19 protein-coding genes are annotated in these 18,885 nt (G+C 53.7%); 6 read left to right on the forward strand and 13 right to left on the reverse strand.

Translation table 11 applies throughout. The features are described 5' to 3' along the window. Positions 1-26 precede the first annotated feature (26 nt). From LH22_RS17835 to proS, 4 genes are all read left to right on the forward strand, one after another. Entirely contained in the window at positions 27-842 is an 816-nt protein-coding gene (locus LH22_RS17835) for a MetQ/NlpA family lipoprotein (RefSeq protein WP_034829430.1), read from the forward strand. Positions 843-957: 115 nt separating this feature from the next. Then, positions 958-1,359 (forward strand): Rcs stress response system protein RcsF, encoded by a 402-nt coding sequence (gene rcsF, locus LH22_RS17840; protein ID WP_038648878.1) that lies wholly within the window; start codon positions 958-960, stop codon positions 1,357-1,359. Further along, positions 1,356-2,060: a tRNA (N6-threonylcarbamoyladenosine(37)-N6)-methyltransferase TrmO gene (tsaA, locus tag LH22_RS17845; protein WP_038648880.1), complete on the forward strand. Its 705-nt coding sequence runs from the start codon at positions 1,356-1,358 to the stop codon at positions 2,058-2,060. The genes rcsF and tsaA overlap by 4 nt, the downstream gene beginning before the upstream one ends. 90 nt (positions 2,061-2,150) lie before the next feature. Further along, the gene (proS, locus tag LH22_RS17850) at positions 2,151-3,869 is read left to right on the forward strand and encodes a proline--tRNA ligase (RefSeq protein WP_038648883.1); all 1,719 of its coding nucleotides are present in this window, start codon (positions 2,151-2,153) and stop codon (positions 3,867-3,869) included. 30 nt (positions 3,870-3,899) lie between these two features. On the opposite strand, the gene arfB is transcribed toward proS, so the two are convergent. Then, entirely contained in the window at positions 3,900-4,310 is a 411-nt protein-coding gene (arfB, locus tag LH22_RS17855) for an alternative ribosome rescue aminoacyl-tRNA hydrolase ArfB (protein WP_038648886.1), read from the reverse strand. Positions 4,311-4,526: 216 nt separating this feature from the next. Here arfB and LH22_RS20370 point away from each other — a divergent pair, with 216 nt between their 5' ends. Both LH22_RS20370 and rof read left to right on the forward strand, forming a co-directional pair. After that, positions 4,527-4,727, forward strand: coding sequence for a YaeP family protein (locus tag LH22_RS20370; protein WP_013507964.1), 201 nt, complete (start codon positions 4,527-4,529; stop codon positions 4,725-4,727). Further along, positions 4,714-4,977, forward strand: a complete 264-nt coding sequence (rof, locus tag LH22_RS17860; RefSeq protein ID WP_038648888.1) for a Rho-binding antiterminator — start codon at positions 4,714-4,716, stop codon at positions 4,975-4,977. Before LH22_RS20370 ends, rof begins: the two co-directional genes overlap by 14 nt. 40 nt (positions 4,978-5,017) lie before the next feature. On the opposite strand, the gene LH22_RS17865 is transcribed toward rof, so the two are convergent. The 12 genes from LH22_RS17865 to LH22_RS17920 all read right to left on the reverse strand — a co-directional run bounded on the left by LH22_RS17865 (position 5,018) and on the right by LH22_RS17920 (position 18,883). After that, the gene (locus tag LH22_RS17865; RefSeq protein WP_038648891.1) at positions 5,018-5,326 is read right to left on the reverse strand and encodes a c-type cytochrome; all 309 of its coding nucleotides are present in this window, start codon (positions 5,324-5,326) and stop codon (positions 5,018-5,020) included. A 14-nt stretch (positions 5,327-5,340) separates the two neighbouring features. Beyond that, positions 5,341-6,642 (reverse strand): tRNA lysidine(34) synthetase TilS, encoded by a 1,302-nt coding sequence (gene tilS, locus LH22_RS17870; protein ID WP_038648894.1) that lies wholly within the window; start codon positions 6,640-6,642, stop codon positions 5,341-5,343. Between the two features lie 53 nt (positions 6,643-6,695). Further along, the gene (locus LH22_RS17875) at positions 6,696-7,085 is read right to left on the reverse strand and encodes a VOC family protein (protein WP_038648896.1); all 390 of its coding nucleotides are present in this window, start codon (positions 7,083-7,085) and stop codon (positions 6,696-6,698) included. A 72-nt stretch (positions 7,086-7,157) separates the two neighbouring features. Beyond that, positions 7,158-9,308: a lysine decarboxylase LdcC gene (locus tag LH22_RS17880; RefSeq protein ID WP_038648899.1), complete on the reverse strand. Its 2,151-nt coding sequence runs from the start codon at positions 9,306-9,308 to the stop codon at positions 7,158-7,160. A 346-nt stretch (positions 9,309-9,654) separates the two neighbouring features. After that, entirely contained in the window at positions 9,655-10,614 is a 960-nt protein-coding gene (gene accA / locus LH22_RS17885) for an acetyl-CoA carboxylase carboxyl transferase subunit alpha (protein ID WP_034829454.1), read from the reverse strand. 12 nt (positions 10,615-10,626) lie between these two features. Beyond that, positions 10,627-14,109 carry a DNA polymerase III subunit alpha gene (gene dnaE, locus LH22_RS17890; protein WP_038648903.1) on the reverse strand — a complete coding sequence of 1,161 codons (3,483 nt, stop codon included), beginning with the start codon at positions 14,107-14,109 and terminating at the stop codon, positions 10,627-10,629. A gap of 31 nt (positions 14,110-14,140) precedes the next feature. After that, positions 14,141-14,767, reverse strand: coding sequence for a ribonuclease HII (rnhB, locus tag LH22_RS17895; protein ID WP_038648905.1), 627 nt, complete (start codon positions 14,765-14,767; stop codon positions 14,141-14,143). After that, positions 14,760-15,908: a lipid-A-disaccharide synthase gene (gene lpxB, locus LH22_RS17900; RefSeq protein WP_038648907.1), complete on the reverse strand. Its 1,149-nt coding sequence runs from the start codon at positions 15,906-15,908 to the stop codon at positions 14,760-14,762. The genes rnhB and lpxB overlap by 8 nt, the downstream gene beginning before the upstream one ends. Before the next feature lie 3 nt (positions 15,909-15,911). After that, positions 15,912-16,700, reverse strand: coding sequence for an acyl-ACP--UDP-N-acetylglucosamine O-acyltransferase (gene lpxA / locus LH22_RS17905; protein WP_038648910.1), 789 nt, complete (start codon positions 16,698-16,700; stop codon positions 15,912-15,914). Positions 16,701-16,703: 3 nt separating this feature from the next. Next, complete coding sequence (gene fabZ / locus LH22_RS17910; RefSeq protein WP_013507953.1) at positions 16,704-17,159, reverse strand: 3-hydroxyacyl-ACP dehydratase FabZ; 456 nt, start codon at positions 17,157-17,159, stop codon at positions 16,704-16,706. Between the two features lie 194 nt (positions 17,160-17,353). Beyond that, on the reverse strand, positions 17,354-18,379 hold the full coding sequence (gene lpxD / locus LH22_RS17915; protein ID WP_038648913.1) for a UDP-3-O-(3-hydroxymyristoyl)glucosamine N-acyltransferase: 1,026 nt from the start codon (positions 18,377-18,379) through the stop codon (positions 17,354-17,356). 3 nt (positions 18,380-18,382) lie between these two features. Continuing rightward, the gene (locus tag LH22_RS17920; protein WP_038648916.1) at positions 18,383-18,883 is read right to left on the reverse strand and encodes an OmpH family outer membrane protein; all 501 of its coding nucleotides are present in this window, start codon (positions 18,881-18,883) and stop codon (positions 18,383-18,385) included. Positions 18,884-18,885: the final 2 nt, after the last annotated feature.

Consider the following 18,885-nt stretch of genomic DNA (forward strand, 5'->3'; position numbering starts at 1 on the left):
CAATAGTCCTCTATTAAGGAAGGGATATGTCTTTCACATTTAAAAAGATTGCCGCTGTGGGTGCTCTGATTGGCGCAATTGCGCTGGCAGGATGCGATCAGAAAGCTAAAGATCCAAACCACATTAAAGTGGGTGTGATTGTCGGTGCTGAGCAGCAGGTTGCTGAAACCGCAGTGAAGGTCGCTAAAGAGAAATACGGTCTGGACGTTGAGCTGGTTACCTTTAACGATTACGTGCTGCCGAACGAAGCATTAAGCAAAGGCGATATCGATGTTAACGCCTTCCAGCATAAGCCTTATCTGGATCAGCAGATCAAAGACCGTGGCTACAAGCTTGTACCAGTGGGTAACACCTTCGTTTATCCGATTGCCGGCTATTCAAAGAAAATCAAATCACTGGATGAACTGCAAAACGGTGCACAGGTTGCGATTCCTAACGATCCAACCAACCTCGGTCGTTCACTGCTGCTGCTGCAGAAAGTTGGCCTGATCAAACTGAAAGATGGCGTGGGCCTGCTGCCAACCTCTCTGGATATCGTTGAGAACCCTAAAAACCTGAAGATTGTTGAGCTGGAAGCACCACAGCTTCCACGTTCACTGGACGATCAGCAGATTGCGCTGGCGGTGATCAACACCACTTACGCCAGCCAGATTGGTCTGACGCCAGCAAAAGATGGCATCTTTGTTGAAGATAAAGATTCTCCTTACGTAAACCTGATCGTCAGCCGTGAAGATAATAAAGATGCGGAAAACGTGAAGAAATTTGTTCAGGCATATCAGTCTGATGAAGTTTCTGAAGCCGCGAACAAAATCTTCAACGGTGGTGCAGTAAAAGGCTGGTAATTTTCGCCTTTGATGCCATCCAGGGCGGCTTCGGCCGCCCTTTCTTTTTGCTGACTTGTTATTTAATCCCGTCCTTGTTTCAATAACGCCACTTTTTACTACTGAGGATGTTGCCATGCGTTTTTTACCGCTCTGCTTGTTAGCATTGATGCTAACCGGGTGTGTCCGTGAATATCACCCAATAAGCAGTGCTCCTGCCCGCCCGCAACAATCATCCAGCCAACCAGAACGTAAGCCAGCTCCACGTCCTGCACCGGTAAAAATTTATACCGATGCCACCGATCTGGTCAGTAATCCGTTCCGCGATCTGGGCGAAGTCTCTGCCGATGATTGCCAAAGCAGCAGCCAGGATTCGCCACCGAATATCAATACCGCACGTAAGCGTCTGCAGATTAAAGCTGCCGGGATGAAAGCGAACGCGATATTGCTGCATAAATGCGAAATCGTCTCCAGCACGCCAGGCTGCTATCGCCAGGCCATTTGCCAGGGCTCAGCACTGAAAGTTTCCAATCAATGAGTGATTTTGCCTTTGCGCAAATCGGCGTTATTCGTTCGCCGTGGAAAGAAAAATTTGCCGTACCGCGCCAGCCTGGCTTAGTTCAGGATGGCGGAGGCGAGTTGCATCTCTTGCCGCCTTATAATCAGCCAGAAGCGGTGCGAGGGCTTGAAGCCTTCAGCCATCTTTGGGTGCTGTTTGTTTTCCATCAGACCATGGAAGGCGGTTGGCGCCCAACCGTGCGCCCTCCTCGCTTAGGCGGCAACGCGCGCATGGGGGTTTTCGCCACCCGATCCACCTTTCGCCCTAACCCCATTGGCATGTCGCTGGTCGAGTTGAAAGGCATTCGATGTGATAAGCAGCAGGTGATTTTGCAACTCGGCAGTCTGGATTTAGTCGATGGCACACCGGTAGTCGATATCAAACCGTATCTGCCGTTTGCTGAAGCCCTGCCCGATGCCCGTGCCGGCTTTGCGCAGAGCGCCCCCGATGCCACCATGCCCGTGCGTTTCTCTGCTCTGGCGCAGCACCAAATCCAGCAGCAGAAAAACTATCCCCATCTGGCACGTTTTATCGCTGACGTTTTAGCGCAGGATCCCCGCCCAGCTTACCGTAAAGGTGAAGCGGGAGATCGTGAGTATGCTGCCTGGCTACTCGACTTTAACGTGCGCTGGCGTATCGATGATATCGGCACAGAAGTGATCGCTCTCGATCCACGCTAAAACAAGCTTTTGAGTGAATGATCTCGCTGGTACACTAGCCGCCAGAAAAATTTTTGTCCGTGTCCTTCCGTACAACTGGAATCGTAATCAATGCGTACTACTCAATATCTGCTCTCTACTCTGAAAGAGACGCCATCCGATGCGGAAGTGATCAGCCACCAGCTGATGCTGCGCGCCGGTATGATCCGTAAACTGGCTTCTGGTCTTTATACCTGGCTGCCGACCGGTGTTCGCGTGCTGCGAAAAGTTGAAAACATCGTACGCGAAGAGATGAACAACGCGGGTGCGATTGAGATCTCCATGCCGGTGGTTCAGCCTGCCGATTTATGGGAAGAGAGCGGCCGTTGGGAGCAGTACGGCCCAGAACTGCTGCGCATTAAAGATCGCCACGAGCGTCCGTTCGTGTTGGGGCCAACTCACGAAGAAGTGGTCACCGATTTGATCCGCAACGAGCTGAGCTCGTACAAACAGCTGCCGCTGAATCTGTATCAAATCCAGACCAAATTCCGTGACGAAGTGCGCCCTCGTTTTGGTGTGATGCGCTCACGTGAGTTCATCATGAAAGATGCCTACTCCTTCCACATCTCACAGGAATCTTTGCAGGAAACCTATGATGCGATGTATCGCGCTTACAGCCAGAGCTTCAGCCGTATGGGGCTGGATTTCCGTGCGGTGCAAGCGGATACCGGTTCGATTGGCGGCAGCGGCTCTCACGAATTCCAGGTGCTGGCGCAGAGCGGTGAAGATGATGTGATCTTCTCCAGCGAATCCGATTACGCCGCCAACATCGAAAAAGCGGAAGCCGTGGCGCCAGCGGGCGAACGTCCTGCGGCAACCCAAGCCATGACGCAATTTGCTACGCCAAACGCTAAAACCATTGCGGAGCTGGTCGAGCAACATCAGATCCCGGTTGAGAAAACCGTGAAGACGCTGATTGTGAAAGGTACTGAAGAGAGCGGCCACGCGCTGGTTGCCTTGCTGGTTCGCGGCGATCACGAACTGAACGAAATTAAAGCCGAGCATCTGGATATCGTCGCCTCTCCACTGGAGATGGGCAGTGAAGAAGCGATTCGCGCAGCCGTTGGCGCAGGCTTTGGTTCAATCGGCCCGGTGGGTTTGAACATGCCAGTGATTGCCGACCGCACCGTGGCAAAGATGAGCGATTTCTCCGCAGGCGCCAACATTGATGGTCAGCACTTCTCCGGTATCAACTGGGTGCGCGATTTGCCAGAAGCCCGTGTGGAAGATATCCGTAACGTCGTCGAAGGTGATCCGAGCCCGGATGGCAAAGGCACACTGCAGATCAAACGTGGTATCGAAGTGGGTCACATCTTCCAGCTGGGTACCAAATATTCTGACGCAATGAAAGCTGCCGTTCAGGGTGAAGAGGGTCGTAACCAGATTATGACCATGGGTTGCTACGGCATTGGTATCACCCGTGTTGTCGCCGCGGCCATTGAGCAGAACCATGACGAACGCGGCATCATCTGGCCGGCTGCGCTGGCACCGTTCGAAGTGGCGATTTTGCCAATGAACATGCAGAAATCGTTCCGCGTGAAGGAGCTGGCAGAAGAGCTGTACAGCCAACTCCGTGCCAAAGGCATTGATGTGATTCTGGATGACCGCAAAGAGCGTCCAGGCGTGATGTTTGCTGATATGGAACTGATTGGCGTGCCACACACCATCGTCATCGGTGACCGTAACCTCGATAACGAAGAGATCGAGTACAAGGCACGTTCATCCAGCGAGAAGCAGATGATCAAACAGCACGATATTGTCGAGTTCCTGGCAAAAGCGCTGAACAAGTAATACTGAAACGCCTCCAGCTGGAGGCGTTTTTCATTGCACTTTTCCCCGCATCGCTTTCACATTACTGCGCCGTGATTTCCCCTCCAGCCTCCGCTCTTTAGAGGCACGCGTGGGTCGTGTCGCTCGCCGAGTTTTTTCCACCGTGGTTAACTCACGAATCAGATTGATCAGCCGCTGCAGGGCCGCCTCGCGATTCATTTCCTGGCTGCGATACTCCTGAGATTTGATGATCACCACGCCTTCTGCCGTTATCAAGTGGTGGCTCGCAGCCAATAGACGTTCCTTGTAGAACGGTGGCAGCGAAGAGGCATGGATATCAAAACGCAGATGGATAGCGGTGGACGTTTTATTCACATGCTGCCCGCCGGCACCTTGTGCACGAATGGCACTGAGCTCGACCTCGTTGTCTGCAAGTGAGACTGAACGCGACAGCACGATCATCTGTCACCTGCCTTTAAGAACGATGTTGTGTCGCGGAATAACCTGTTCATCAACTTAACCTTTTGTGCGCCGCCTTCCTGCTTAAGGCCAGCGCTGTGTGTCACTTTTACACTTTTCTTTGCACAGATCGCGGCTTCCCCGGGCTGATTTCCATGAAAATCCTGTGATATAGTCGCTTATCAACCAGAGTATTTAAGCTCTGCTGAGGGGGTGTATGTGCAAAAGTATTGTGAGTTAGTTCGCCAGAAGTATGCCGAAATCGGCAGTGGCGACCTGGGGTATGTGCCAGACGCGATAGGTTGCGCGCTAAACGCACTCAACGATATTGCCGCTAATTCTGCGCTAAACTCTTCTGTCAGGGAACAAGCAGCTTATGCTGCTGCTAACTTATTGGTGAGCGACTATGTTGACGAATGAAGCCTACAAACCCATCAACTGCGATGACTACGATAGCCTCGAGCTCGCCTGCACCAAACACTGGACGCTGTCTTTGGAGTTAAAAAACGGCGATCAGCTTAAGGCGAAAGCCGTTGACATGGTCTCACGTAAAAACGTGGAGTACCTGACGGTTGATCTCTCCGGTGAAACCCGCGAACTGCGTCTAGACCATATCGCCAGCTTCAGTCATCCCGAGCTGGGCACCGTCATCGTTAGCGAAGACGAATAACTACCACATCCGGGCGGGAATGCTATCCCGCCCTCCTCGCTTACGGCTTCAGCGAACTATAATACGCCGATAAATCTTCCATATCCTGATCGCTCAATCCTGCCACAAACGCTTTCATCACTTCGGCCTGACCACCGCTGCGCTCCCCTTTTTTATATGCCTGCAAGGAGTGCAGCAGGTAAGGCGCATGTTGCCCGGCAAGATTGGGATAAAGCGGCACAGCACTTTTTCCTTCCGCACCATGACACGCCAGGCAGGTTGCTGCTTTTTGCGCGCCTGCATTCACATCGCCGTCGGCAAAAGCCGGCAACGCAGCGGCCAGTAATGTTGCCGCTATCCAATGTTTCATCATTGCTCTCCATCTTATTGTTGTTGTAACCAGATCGCTTGCCAGCCTTGCTCATCACTGGCCGCACCCTCTCGGGTAACAAAAAGTCCCGGTGCGCAGATCAGCGTCTGGTTGTAGTAAATCAAAGGAATACGTTCACGCTGCCAGGGTGGCACACCTAACTCCTGCCACAGTTTTTTTATCTCGCGCCCCCCGGCGCGGCCCAGCAGATGATAATAGCCGCTGGCCTGAAAACGAACGTTGATCGATTCGTCCTCGGTGGGCTGACGCAAGGTGGCGATCGCCGGGTTTGCCTGTAATACGCCTAAATTCTCGGGCAACCGCAGCAGTTGTTCACGATCATGCCAGGTTAGCGAGTGCTGACTCAGCGATGCATGCGCGTTAAGCCAATACAGCCGCTGGCGATAACGGCGGAGTGTAAAGGCAGCAAAACTCAGGCTGGGATTGGCATCTTCACGGCTACACATCACTTCATCGGTGATACGTTTTAAGGCATCACGTGAAGGCATCGCGCCGCCCTGCTGTGCAATCCAGCGACGCAAAAGCGCATGCCGTCGCGCTTCGCTCATCGCCAGCAATGGCGGAAAATGCAGTGTGCCCTGTTCATCAGTGAGCTGGGCCAACTGTTCTGCCAGCAATTCATCCAGCAATTGCTCCTGCTCACCACACAGCGCGGCACTGCGGGCGCTGGCGGCGCTAAAATGTGGCCAGCGCGTCTGCAGCAACGGCAGAATGTCCTGACGAAGAAAATTACGGTCATAGCGGCTGTCGGCGTTACTCTCATCGTCAATCCAGCCTAAGCCGTGTTCCGTCGCATAGGCTTCGAGTTGCTGACGACTGATATCCAGCAACGGACGCAGGTGCGAATGTTTCCCCACCTGACGCTGGATGGGCATCCCCGCCAATCCTGCTGGACCACTGCCCCTTTTTAACGCCAACAACAGCGTTTCACACTGATCGTCAAGGTGCTGAGCCGTAAGTAAGTGCTCACCGGGTTGCAGCTGACGAAATAACGCCTGGTAGCGTGCTTCCCGGGCCGCCGCCTCAATGCCCTTTACACGACCATCCACCTGAACACGCAATACTTCGCAGGGAATCTGCCACTGCTGGCAGATATGCAGGCAATGTGACGCCCAGCGCTCCGCATTTGGGCTTAATCCATGATGGACGTGCAACGCGCGCACCTGCAACTCGGGCACCTGGCTTTGCCAGCTCACCAGCTGATGCAGCAATACGGTGGAATCCAACCCGCCACTGAACGCCAGCACACAGCGGGCGTCGGGTGTCAGTAACGAAGCAAGATGGGAAAAGGACATAGCGTAATCCGTCAACGCGAACCGCCTGATTGCGGCCCGCAGCGGTGGCTAGTTTACGCTTGATACAGCTCCAGCGGCAAACCGTCTGGATCCGGAAAGAAAGTGCACGCTTTGCCGGTCAGGGCGTCAATGCGGATGGGTTCGCACACCACGCCTTTCGCAGCCAACGCCACAATCGACTGTTCAACATCATCAACACAAAACGCCAGATGACGCAGACCGCAGGCTTCCGGCCCACTGACGCGTGGCGGCGGCGAGGGGAACGAGAACAGTTCGATGGTATAAACCCCGTTTAGTCCCAGATCCCCTTTCCACGAATCACGCTCGGCGCGGTAATACTCACCCAGCAAATCAAAACCTAACACGTCACAGTAAAACGCCTTACTGCGCTGATAATCGGTGGCAATAATGGCAATGTGGTGGATCTGTTTTATCTGCAGCATAGCGGCTCCTAAAGAATCAGCCGCTAAGCCTACGTGCTCGGTAGCGCGCTGAAAAGAGGCAATTGTCCGAAGTTAACGGCTGTTTTCCTCACGTAGTACACGCACCAGATAGCGCCCATCGTCGGTGAGCGTTGCACCATGGATATCGGTTTCAAATCCAGGATAGTGCCGTCCAATAGTGCAGAGCATCAGCAGAAAATCGAGCACTGCACGGCTCTCCTCCGTGATCATCTCGCCAGGCATCACCAACGGCACGCCCGGCGGATAAGGCAGAATCATATTGGCAGAGACCCGGCCCACTAACTCACGGATATCGACGGTTTCGACTTGCCCCTGCACCTGGCGCTGGAAGGCCTGATGTGGCGTCATTTTTGATTCAGGTAATACGTCGAAAGCCTTCAGCATCAGGCGTGGCAGATCGTGTTGTCGGATCAGATTATGGATGCCCTGCGCCAACGTCTGAATGCGCATATTGCGATAGAAATCGGGATCTTCGGCATATAGATCCGGCAGCATGTTTTTCACCCGCAGATTAAGATCGTAGGCGCGTTTGAATTCTGTCAGACCACGCAGCACGCTCATGGCTTTGGTTTTATCGATACCGATGCTGAACAGGAACAGCAAATTGTACGGCCCGGTCTTCTCTACCACCACGCCGCGCTGATCGAGGAACTTCGCCACCAGCGCCGCAGGAATGCCCTCCTCCGCCATCTGTCCTAATTCACTCATGCCTGGCGTCAGAATCGTGACCTTGATCGGATCGAGGTACATGTGATCGCGATCGGCGTGGGTGAATCCATGCCAGTCCTCTTCGCCTGGCTGGATCGGCCAGCACTCGGCTTCATCAATCTGCTCAGGCTGCCAGATGTCGAAGAACCAGCCATCGCACTCTTCACGCAGTCGCTGAATCTCACGACGGAAATGCAGAGCGCGCTCAACTGAGCGATTGATTAATCGCTTACCCGGATTACCGCGCAGCATCGCCGCCGCCGTTTCAATTGATGAGACAATCGCGTAACTCGGCGATGTGGTGGTGTGCATCATGTAAGCTTCATTGAAGGTGTCGTGGTCGTAATCACCTTTGATGTGAATCAGCGAGGCCTGCGAAAACGCCGCCAGCAGTTTGTGCGTCGACTGCGTTTCATAAATCACTTTGCCGGGAATACGCTCGCCGCTCATACCACTTTTGCCGCTGTAGATCGGGTGGAAGTTAGTGTACGGCACCCAAGCTGAATCGAAATGAATCGACGGCACATCCAGCGTCTCTTTGATGTACTGGGTGTTATACAACAGGCCGTCGTAAGTGGAGTTGGTGATGACGGCATGCATCGGCCAACTGGCGCGTGGTGTCTGATTAACTTTCTGCTGAATGCTATCACGCGTGAACTCCCGCTGCGGGATACCGCCCAAAATACCGAGTGCGTTGCGTGTCGGCTTGAGCCAGATCGGGATGATGTCGCTCATCATCAACAGATGGGTGAGTGATTTGTGGCAGTTACGGTCAATCAGCACCGTACTGCCTGCGGGTGCAGCGTACATCCCAACAATTTTGTTCGAGGTTGAGGTGCCATTGGTCACCATATAGCTTTGTTCAGCACCAAATGTACGCGCCACATACTCTTCTGCTTCGAGGTGCGGGCCGGTGTGATCGAGCAGAGACCCCAGTTCGGTGACGGAGATGGAGACATCCGCCTTGAGCGTGTTTGCACCGTAGAAGTCATAGAACAGGCTGCCCACCGGGCTTTTCTGGAAGGCGGTACCGCCCATGTGGCCCGGCGTACAGAAGGTGTATTTGCCCTCTTTCACGTAGGTGAACAGCGCTTTAGTCAGCGGCGGCATGATTTTATCGATGTATTCATCGGTGTACTGGCGGATGTGCAAGGCGATGTCGTCAGCGGCATTGAGCGCGTACTCAAAGAATTGCAGCGCCATGCGCATTTCGTTAATGCTGACATCCATCTGCGAATGAGTGTTGATAAAGGCATACAGCGGCAGATATTCGTTGAGTTGGTTGATGTCGCTGCACAGCGCCATACTGTAATCGTCCCAGTCAAAAACCACGCCGCAGATACGCGGGTTGTGTTCAATCAGTTTCAGCAGGTCACTGGCATTGTTGGGATAGACGGTCTGGAACCCTTGCAGCTTGAGGGCTGCGTCCAGTTCACGAATCGGTTCATCTTTGTAGAACGCGCCGTGCGGTCCCATGATCGCGATAATATTCAATGCTCACCTCCTGTGGTGTTATGGCACTGAATAAGGATAGCGAAAAGTGAGAGGTGAATGTTCTGGAATGCGGTGTTGTTGACGTGAAGTATTGCTGTTTAGGGGAATCGCTGTGAATTGGGTGCTAAGGCCAGAAAAGGCCAGCCCGATCGCAAAGGAACAACGCATCCATGCAGATCGGCTGGGCCGTCCATGGCCCAGACGCTTTGCTATTCGGGCTGGCCTTCTCTGTCCGGTTAGACTGTCATTGCTGCCCGACTCATAGCGGTCCGTATGATCGCGCTCAGTAATCAACGGACATAAAAAAAGCGGACCGGAGTCCGCTTTTCTTTATGAGCAAGCAGGCTTACGCGTAGCCGTAGCTCATCAGGCGCTGATAACGACGGTTAAGCAGCTCTTCCGTGCTCAGCACGTCGAGATCCGCCAGATCCGCCAGCAGTTGCTTTTTCAAGCTTGCCGCCATATCCACTGGTTGACGATGCGCGCCACCCAGAGGTTCAGGGATGATCGAGTCGATCAGCTTCAGCTCTTTCAGACGATCGGCAGTGATGCCCATCGCTTCAGCAGCCAAAGGCGCTTTATCAGCGCTTTTCCACAGAATAGAAGCACAGCCTTCCGGTGAAATCACCGAGTAGGTGCTGTACTGCAGCATGTTCACTTTGTCGCCCACGCCAATCGCCAGCGCACCACCGGAACCGCCTTCGCCAATCACAGTACAGATGACCGGAATTTTCAGACCTGACATCTCACGCAGGTTGCGTGCGATGGCTTCTGATTGTCCACGCTCTTCGGCGCCCACGCCAGGGTATGCGCCCGGGGTGTCGATGAAGGTGATCAGTGGCATTTTAAAGCGTTCAGCCATTTCCATCAGTCGCAGCGCTTTACGGTAGCCTTCTGGTGCTGGCATACCGAAGTTACGACGGATTTTCTCTTTGGTTTCACGGCCTTTCTGATGGCCAATGACCATCACCGGACGACCATCAAGACGGGCAATCCCGCCGACAATCGCTTTGTCATCGGCATAAGCGCGGTCGCCAGCCAGCTCATCGAAATCATCAAACGCGTTGCGGACATAGTCCAGCGTATAAGGGCGCAGCGGGTGACGCGCGAGCTGCGCAACCTGCCATGCACCTAAATCGGAGAAGATTTTACGGGTCAGCTCAACGCTTTTTTCGCGCAGACGCTGCACTTCTTCATCCAGATTAATATCGTGTTTCTCATCCGAACGGCCAATTGACTTCAGCGAGTCGATTTTCGCTTCCAGTTCTGCGATTGGCTGTTCAAAATCCAGGTAATTAAGACTCATAATGTTCCTGTTTTAGTCAAACTCCAGTTCCACCTGCTCCGATCCTACTAACGACCGCAAATCGTTGAGTAAACGATCGCTGGGCGAAATACGCCACGCTGCACCAAAGCGCAGCTTCGCCCGCGCATCTGCTCTCTGATAATAGAGATGCACCGGAATGGTCCCGGAGCGATGAGGCTCCAGAGACTGGCGGAGACGGTTTAAAAGCTGGTCATCAATTTGCCTGTCCGTCAGCGAGATAGCAAGTCCGCGCGCGTATTTTTCCCGCGCTTCGTCGATGTCCATCACTTCTCGAGCGGTCATTTTAAGGCCACCGCTAAAGTCATCAAAGCTGACCTGTCCACTGACGATCAGGATACGGTCTTTCTCCAGCAACTGCTGGTATTTATCTAACGCATCGGTAAATAACATCACTTCCAGACGACCAGAGCGATCGTCGAGAGTACAAATACCAATTCGGTTGCCGCGTTTCGTGACCATCACGCGAGCGGCAATCACCAGCCCCGCCGCGATGGTTACTTTACCACGATCCGTCGGATGCATGTCCTTCAGGCGCATGCCGCCAACGTAGCGATCAATTTCTTTAAGATACTGATTAATTGGGTGGCCGGTGAGATACAAACCCAGCGTCTCACGCTCACCGTCCAGTTGAATCTGTTCCGGCCATGGCGTGATATTGGTGTATGACTTCTCCACCTGCTCAGGCTCTTCGGCCAGCACGCCAAACATGTCGGCTTGTCCGGTGGCTTCTGCTTTTGCGTGCTGATCCGCAGCTTTTAAAGCATCGCTGAGCGCGCTCATCAAGGCTGCGCGATGCGGACCGAGGCGATCAAATGCGCCGGACATGATCAGCTTTTCCATCACACGGCGGTTGATCTTTTTGGTGTCGGTACGCGCGCAGAGATCGAACAGCTCTTTGAAGTAGCCGCCTTCATTACGCGCTTCAATGATCGCTTCGATCGGCCCTTCACCCACGCCTTTAATGGCGCCAATGCCGTAAACGATTTCACCTTCATCGTTCACGTGGAAAGGATACAGACCGGAGTTGATATCGGGCGGCAGCACTTTCAGGCCCATGCGCCAGCACTCATCCACCAGGCCAACGACCTTCTCGGTGTTGTCCATATCGGCGGTCATTACCGCGGCCATAAATTCTGCTGGGTAGTGCGCTTTCAGCCACAGCGTCTGATAAGAAACCAAAGCATAGGCTGCCGAGTGCGACTTGTTAAAGCCATAACCCGCAAACTTCTCTACCAGATCGAAGATCTTCATCGAGAGTTCACCGTCCACGCCCATGCTTTCTGCACCGTCCTGGAACACCGAACGTTGCTTAGCCATCTCTTCGGGTTTCTTTTTACCCATTGCACGGCGCAGCATATCCGCACCACCCAGGGTATAACCCGACAGCACCTGAGCAATCTGCATCACCTGTTCCTGATACAGGATGATGCCGTAGGTCGGTTCCAGTACCGGCTTCAGGGTTTCGTGCTGCCACTGAATATCCGGGTACGAAATTTCTTCACGGCCGTGCTTACGGTCAATGAAGTTATCAACCATGCCCGATTGCAGCGGTCCCGGACGGAACAGTGCCACCAGTGCGATCATATCTTCAAAGCAGTCTGGCTTCAGACGCTTAATCAGATCTTTCATGCCGCGTGATTCAAGCTGGAAAACCGCTGTGGTTTCCGAGCGTTGCAGCATATCGAAGCTTTTCTTGTCATCCAGCGGGATGGCGGCGATATCAATCGGCTCCAACCCTTCTTTGGCGCGGCGCGGGTTAATCATCTTAAGCGCCCAGTCGATGATGGTCAGCGTACGCAAGCCGAGGAAGTCAAACTTCACCAGGCCGGCATATTCCACATCATTCTTATCAAACTGGGTTACCGGGAATTGGCCATTCTCGTCACAGTAAAGCGGCGCAAAATCAGTGATTTTGGTCGGTGCGATAACCACCCCACCGGCGTGTTTACCGGCGTTACGCGTGACACCTTCCAGCTTGCGCGCCATATCGATCAGCGCTTTGACCTCTTCATCTGCCTCGTAGATTTCCGGCAGCTGCGGTTCCGCTTCAAAGGCTTTTTCCAGCGTCATCCCGGGATCTGGCGGGATCAACTTGGAGATACGATCCACAAAGCCATACGGATGACCGAGCACGCGTCCTACGTCGCGGATAACCGCTTTCGCTGCCATCGTACCGAAGGTGATGATCTGCGAAACCGCTTCGCGCCCATACATCTCGGCAACGTGATCGATCACCTGATCGCGCTTCTCCATGCAGAAATCGACGTCGAAGTCAGGCATTGAAACACGTTCCGGGTTAAGGAAGCGTTCGAACAGCAGGTCAAATTCCAGTGGATCGAGATCGGTGATCTTAAGCGCATACGCCACTAATGAACCCGCACCCGAACCACGGCCGGGTCCAACCGGGATACCGTTATCCTTCGACCACTGGATAAACTCCATCACGATCAGGAAGTAGCCAGGGAATCCCATCTGGTTGATAACGTTAAGTTCAATCTCAAGACGTTCGTCATATTCTGGCCGCTTTTCCGCACGCAGCTTGTCATCCGGGAACAGGAATTCAAGACGCTCTTCCAACCCTTCACGAGATTTCATAACGAGGAAATCTTCGGTCGTCATTTCACCGGTGGGGAACTGCGGCAGGAAGTACTCACCCAGGCGTACCGTGACGTTACAACGCTTAGCAATCTCTACGCTGTTTTCCAGCGCTTCCGGGATGTCCGAGAACAGCTCGCACATCTCCTCTTCGCTGCGCATATATTGCTGAGGACTGTAATGACGTGGGCGTTTTGGATCGTCCAGCGTGAAGCCATCATGAATCGCCACGCGAATTTCATGGGCGTCAAAATCTTCTTCGTTGAGGAAACAGACTTCGTTGGTGGCCACCACCGGCACACCTTCGGCAATCGCTAACTCAACGGCGGCATGCAGATAAGCCTCTTCATCAGCGCGTCCGGTCCGCGTCAGTTCGAGGTAATAACGATTAGGGAAGTGTTCCTGATAGAAACTGAGGCACTGCGATACCAGCGCACTGTTGCCGCGCAGTAGACTGCGGCCAACATCACCCTTGCGCCCACCGGAGAGCAGAATGATGCCTTCACCCAGCTCGACCAGCCAGTCACGGTCAATAATTGGCCCGGCAATACCATACCCACGCTGATACGCTCGCGAAATCAACAACGTCAGGTTCTGATAGCCCGTGTTGTTGGCGGCAAGTACCGTGAGCTGTGTCAGCTCATCGCCCATCAATTCGCTGGCGACATGGAAATCCGCACCAATAATCGGTTTGATGCCTGCATCGTGCGCACTGCCGTAAAAACGCACCAACCCGCAAAGATTGATGTAATCGGTAATCGCAATCGCCGGCATACCAAGCGCAGCCGCCTTCTTGACCAATGGCTTAGTTTTCGCCAGGCCATCGACCATCGAATAGTCGCTGTGTACGCGCAGATGTATAAAACGAGGTTCAGCCATATCAGTTTCCGATTAAAACAGCGTCAGGCTATTAAAGCGTAGTCGGCTGGCGCGCGGCCAGCACATCAGCATCAATCAGGGCATTACGCACCGGCGCAAAGCTGCGGCGATGATGTGGCGTGGCACCAAACTGGGTCAATTTTTCCATATGCAACGCAGTTGGGTAGCCTTTGTGCTGGGCAAATCCATATTCCGGGAACAACAGATCCAGCTCGGCCATTTCACGATCGCGTGTCACTTTGGCAATGATCGAGGCTGCACTGATCTCTTGTACCAGGCTATCGCCCTTCACAACCGCTTGCGATGGCATCGTTAACGCAGGGCAACGGTTGCCATCGATCAACACAAAATCAGGCGTAACAGGCAGACCCGCTACCGCACGCTGCATCGCCAGCATAGTGGCGTGCAGAATGTTGAGCTGGTCGATCTCTTCAGGCTCCGCACGGCCCAGACTCCAGGCCAGCGCTTTCTCTTTGATCTCGTCATACAGCGCCAGCCGACGCTTTTCTGAGAGCTTCTTTGAGTCGGCCAGCCCTATAATCGGATTCGCGGGATCGAGGATGACTGCTGCCGTAACAACGGCACCTACCAGCGGACCTCGCCCCACTTCATCCACGCCAGCAATGCGCTGTGCGTTTGGGTAGATAAAATCAGCCATTGGCAATCTCCAGTACGGCGTCCGCGGCTTGCTCATCAGCATTCCAGCGAATCTGTTGATGCAACTCGTTGAAGGTATTCAGCAGGTCATCGCGCTCTGGTCCGGCATGCAACAGAGGTTCCAGCGCAGCCGCCAGTGCCTCTGGCTGGCACTCTTCCTGCAACAGCTCTTTGACCAACTCCCGACCCGCCAGCAGATTGGGCAATGAAACGTACGGTGTTTTCACCAAACGCTTCGCCAGCCAGAAGGTAAAGGGTTTCATGCGGTAACCGACCACCATCGGACATTTCGCCAGCATGCACTCCAGCGCAGCAGTGCCGGATGCGAGAATCGCCGCATCGCTGGCGATCATCGCCTGACGGCCTTTGCCATCCAGCAAATGCATCGGCAGCTCGGGTGCCACTTCAGCTTTAATCTGTTCAAACTGTTCGCGGCGTTTGGCATTGACCAGCGGCACCACGATTTCCAGCGCGGGATAACGCTGACGCAACAACTGCGCCGCACGCAAGAAATCCGCACTCAGCATTTCCACTTCTGCACCACGGCTACCCGGCAGCAAGCCCAGGCAGATCGCATCCTCCGCGATGCCTAGCTCACGTCGCGCCGCCGATTTATCTGGCTGCAGCGGCATGGCATCCGCCATGGTGTGGCCGATAAAGCGGCAAGGTACGTTGAATCGATCGTAAAACGCTTTTTCAAACGGCAGAAACGCCAATACAAGATTGGTGTTGCGGCCAATTTTGAACACGCGTTTTTGTCGCCACGCCCATACAGAAGGACTGACGTAATGAATGGTGCGAATGCCTGCGCGCTTCAGGCTCCCTTCCAAGGTGATATTGAAATCTGGCGCATCAATACCGACGAAGACATCAGGCTTGAGTTCGGTGAAGCGCTGCGTCAAATCCTTGCGAATTTTCAGCAATCGGCGCAAGCGGCCGAGCACTTCAACAATGCCCATCACCGCCAGCTCTTCCATCTCATACCAGACTTCACAGCCTTCGGCCTGCATCAGCGGACCGGCAACGCCGACAAAGCGAGCATCGGGATGACGCGCTTTGAGCGCACGGATAAGACCAGCACCAAGAATATCGCCGGAGGTTTCTCCGGCGACCAGGGCAATCGTTAAGGGACGCACTGACATGGATTAACGAATCAATCCACGCGTCGAACGGGCAAAGAAGTCACAGAAAGGCTGCACTTCGCTGTGTTGTTTTGCCAGCTCTTCAATCTCTGGTTTCACTTCATCCAGCGTTTTGCCACTGCGATACAGCAGTTTGTACGCATTGCGAATCGCGTGCAGTGCTTCTTTGCTAAAGCCACGGCGTTTGAGGCCTTCGATGTTGATACCGAACGGTGTTGCGTGGTTGCCCTGCGCAATCACGTACGGTGGGACATCCTGCGCTACGCCTGAACAACCGCCAACCATCACGTGTGCACCAATGGTGCACCACTGGTGTACTGCCGTCATCCCGCCGATAATCGCGAAATCATCCACGGTGACATGACCGCCCAGCGTGGCGTTGTTGGCAAAGATGCAACGGTTACCGATCACGCAGTCATGCGCGATATGCGCATTAACCATCAGCAGGTTATCACTGCCGATTTTGGTGAGGTTGCCACCCTGCGTAGTGCCACGGTGAATGGTGACGCTCTCGCGGATGCGGTTGCGATCGCCGATTTCAACACGGGTCGGCTCACCGGCATATTTCAGGTCCTGGTTCACTTCACCAATCGAAGCAAACTGATAGATCTGATTATCTTTACCGATACGCGTGTGGCCATTCACCACCACGTGCGATTTGAGCACCGTACCTTCACCAATTTCCACGTTAGCGCCGACAAAGCAGAACGGGCCGATGTGAACATTGGCACCGATGACGGCACCTTCTTCAATGACGGAACTGGGATGAATATTGGCGGTTGAATCAATCACTAATTATGCCTCCCGGCTACGGGCACACATCATGGTCGCTTCACAGACAATCTTGCCGTCTACCGTTGCCACGCCTTTGAAGCGCGTCAGACCACGACGAGTTTTCTCGAAGGTGACTTCCATAATCATCTGATCGCCCGGTACCACTGGACGTTTGAAGCGGGCTTCGTCGATACCGGCGAAGTAATACAGCTCGCCGGGTTCCAGTTTTCCAACGCTTTTGAACGCCAGAATACCGGTTGCCTGCGCCATTGCTTCCAGAATCAGAACGCCTGGGAAAATCGGCTTACCAGGGAAGTGTCCCTGGAAAAACGGTTCATTAACAGAAACGTTCTTCACCGCACGCAGATATTTATGCTCTTCAAATTCCAGCACGCGGTCAACCAGCAAGAACGGATAGCGGTGCGGCAGCAGTTCTAAAATCTCTTCGATTTTCAGAGTATGCGTTTCAGTTGTCAAAATACTCTTCCTGTCCTAAAAAATCTGATGGCAATAATAACACGGCCTGCACAGATCAAAATGATCCTCCGCAGGCCGCAAATCAGTTCGGTGGCGTAACGCTTTCCTGAGAGACCTTCTTACGCTTTCGGGTTAAGCCGAAGTTGTGAAAAGGCACGCTGCTTTATTATGAAAGCGGGTAGCGAGCGATGCGTTTAGTCGTCTTTGCCGACCTTACGTTCGATGGCTTTTAAGCGTTTGCTTATTTCATCGATATTCATCACCAGCGCTGCCGTTTTACGCCAGGTTTTGTTGGGTTGCAGTGGGATACCCGATGAGTATACCCCCGGCTCTGTGATGGGGCGCATTACCATGCCCATGCCCGTTACGGTCACTTTGTCACAGATTTCCATATGGCCGTTAATGACGCTGGCGCCGCCAATCATACAATAACGTCCAATCTTCAGACTACCCGCCATGATCACACCGCCCGCAACGGCCGTGTTATCTCCAATCACAACGTTGTGCGCAATCTGACACTGATTGTCTATGATAACACCATTGCCGATCAGAGTGTTATCCAGTGCACCGCGATCGATAGTGGTACAGGCACCAATTTCTACCCGATCCCCAATCACGACAGTACCCAGCTGAGGGATTTTCACCCAATTGCCACGGTCGTTAGCATACCCGAAACCATCGGCACCGATCACGGTACCCGACTGAATCAGACAATCCTGACCAATCTCGATCTCATGGTAAATCGTAACGTTAGCCCACAAACGTGAGCCGCGACCGATACGCGTCTGCTTACCCACAAAACATCCTGCGCCAATCACGACGTCGTCGCCCAGCTCAACGCCAGACTCGATCACCGCATTCGCGCCCACCGAAACGTTCTTGCCCAGCGTCGCTGTCGGATCGATCACCGCACTGGGCGCGATATTCTGCGCGGGCTGCGGCGTTGTGTCCAGCAGTTGTGCCATGCGAGCGTACGTTAGGTAAGGATTTTTCACCACCAGGGCTGCGGTTTTACACCACTCCAGATCCGCTTCCGTCAGCACCACGGCTGAAGCCTGGATATGAGCGAGCTGCTCGCGGTAGCGGCTGTTTGCAAGAAAAGTGATTTGACCAGTGGTGGCGGATTGCATAGAAGCAATGCCGGAGATGACGATATCGCCATCTCCGTGCAATTCTGCATCCAACTGCTGGGCTAAATCAGCCAGTCGAATTGATGACATCGATTATTTAACCTGTTTTACAACGTCAGCAGTGATGTCTTTAGCATCAGCAGAAGAGTACAGAACGGCCTGAGAATCCAGCACCAGATCGTAACCCTCGCTTTTCGCTACAGACTGAACAGCGGTCTGGATTTTAGCCAGCAGCTTGTTACGCTCCTGCATCTGACGAGTCTGGTTGTCTTTGTCGAAAGCCTGCGCTTTCTGTTCAAAAGCAGCACGCTCAGAAGCAATCTGCTTCTCTTTCTTGGTGCGATCGCTGGCCTTCATGGTTGACGCATTGCGCTGCAGATCCTGGATTTCACCCTGGATTTTCTGCTGCTGCGCCTGGAGGTCAGAAGCACGGCTTGAGAACTCGCCCTCAAGCTGTTTAGCAACAGCGGCACGCTGCGGAGACTGCTGGAATACCTGGCTCAGGTTCACGACGGCGATTTTATCGGCCGCCTGGGCACCCGCAGAAGCAGCTAATGCAACACCCAGAGCAGCAGCACAGAACAACTTTTTCACTA

It is taken from the genome of Pantoea rwandensis (genome assembly GCF_000759475.1).
In the GTDB taxonomy this organism is placed as follows: Bacteria; Pseudomonadota; Gammaproteobacteria; order Enterobacterales; family Enterobacteriaceae; genus Pantoea; species Pantoea rwandensis_B.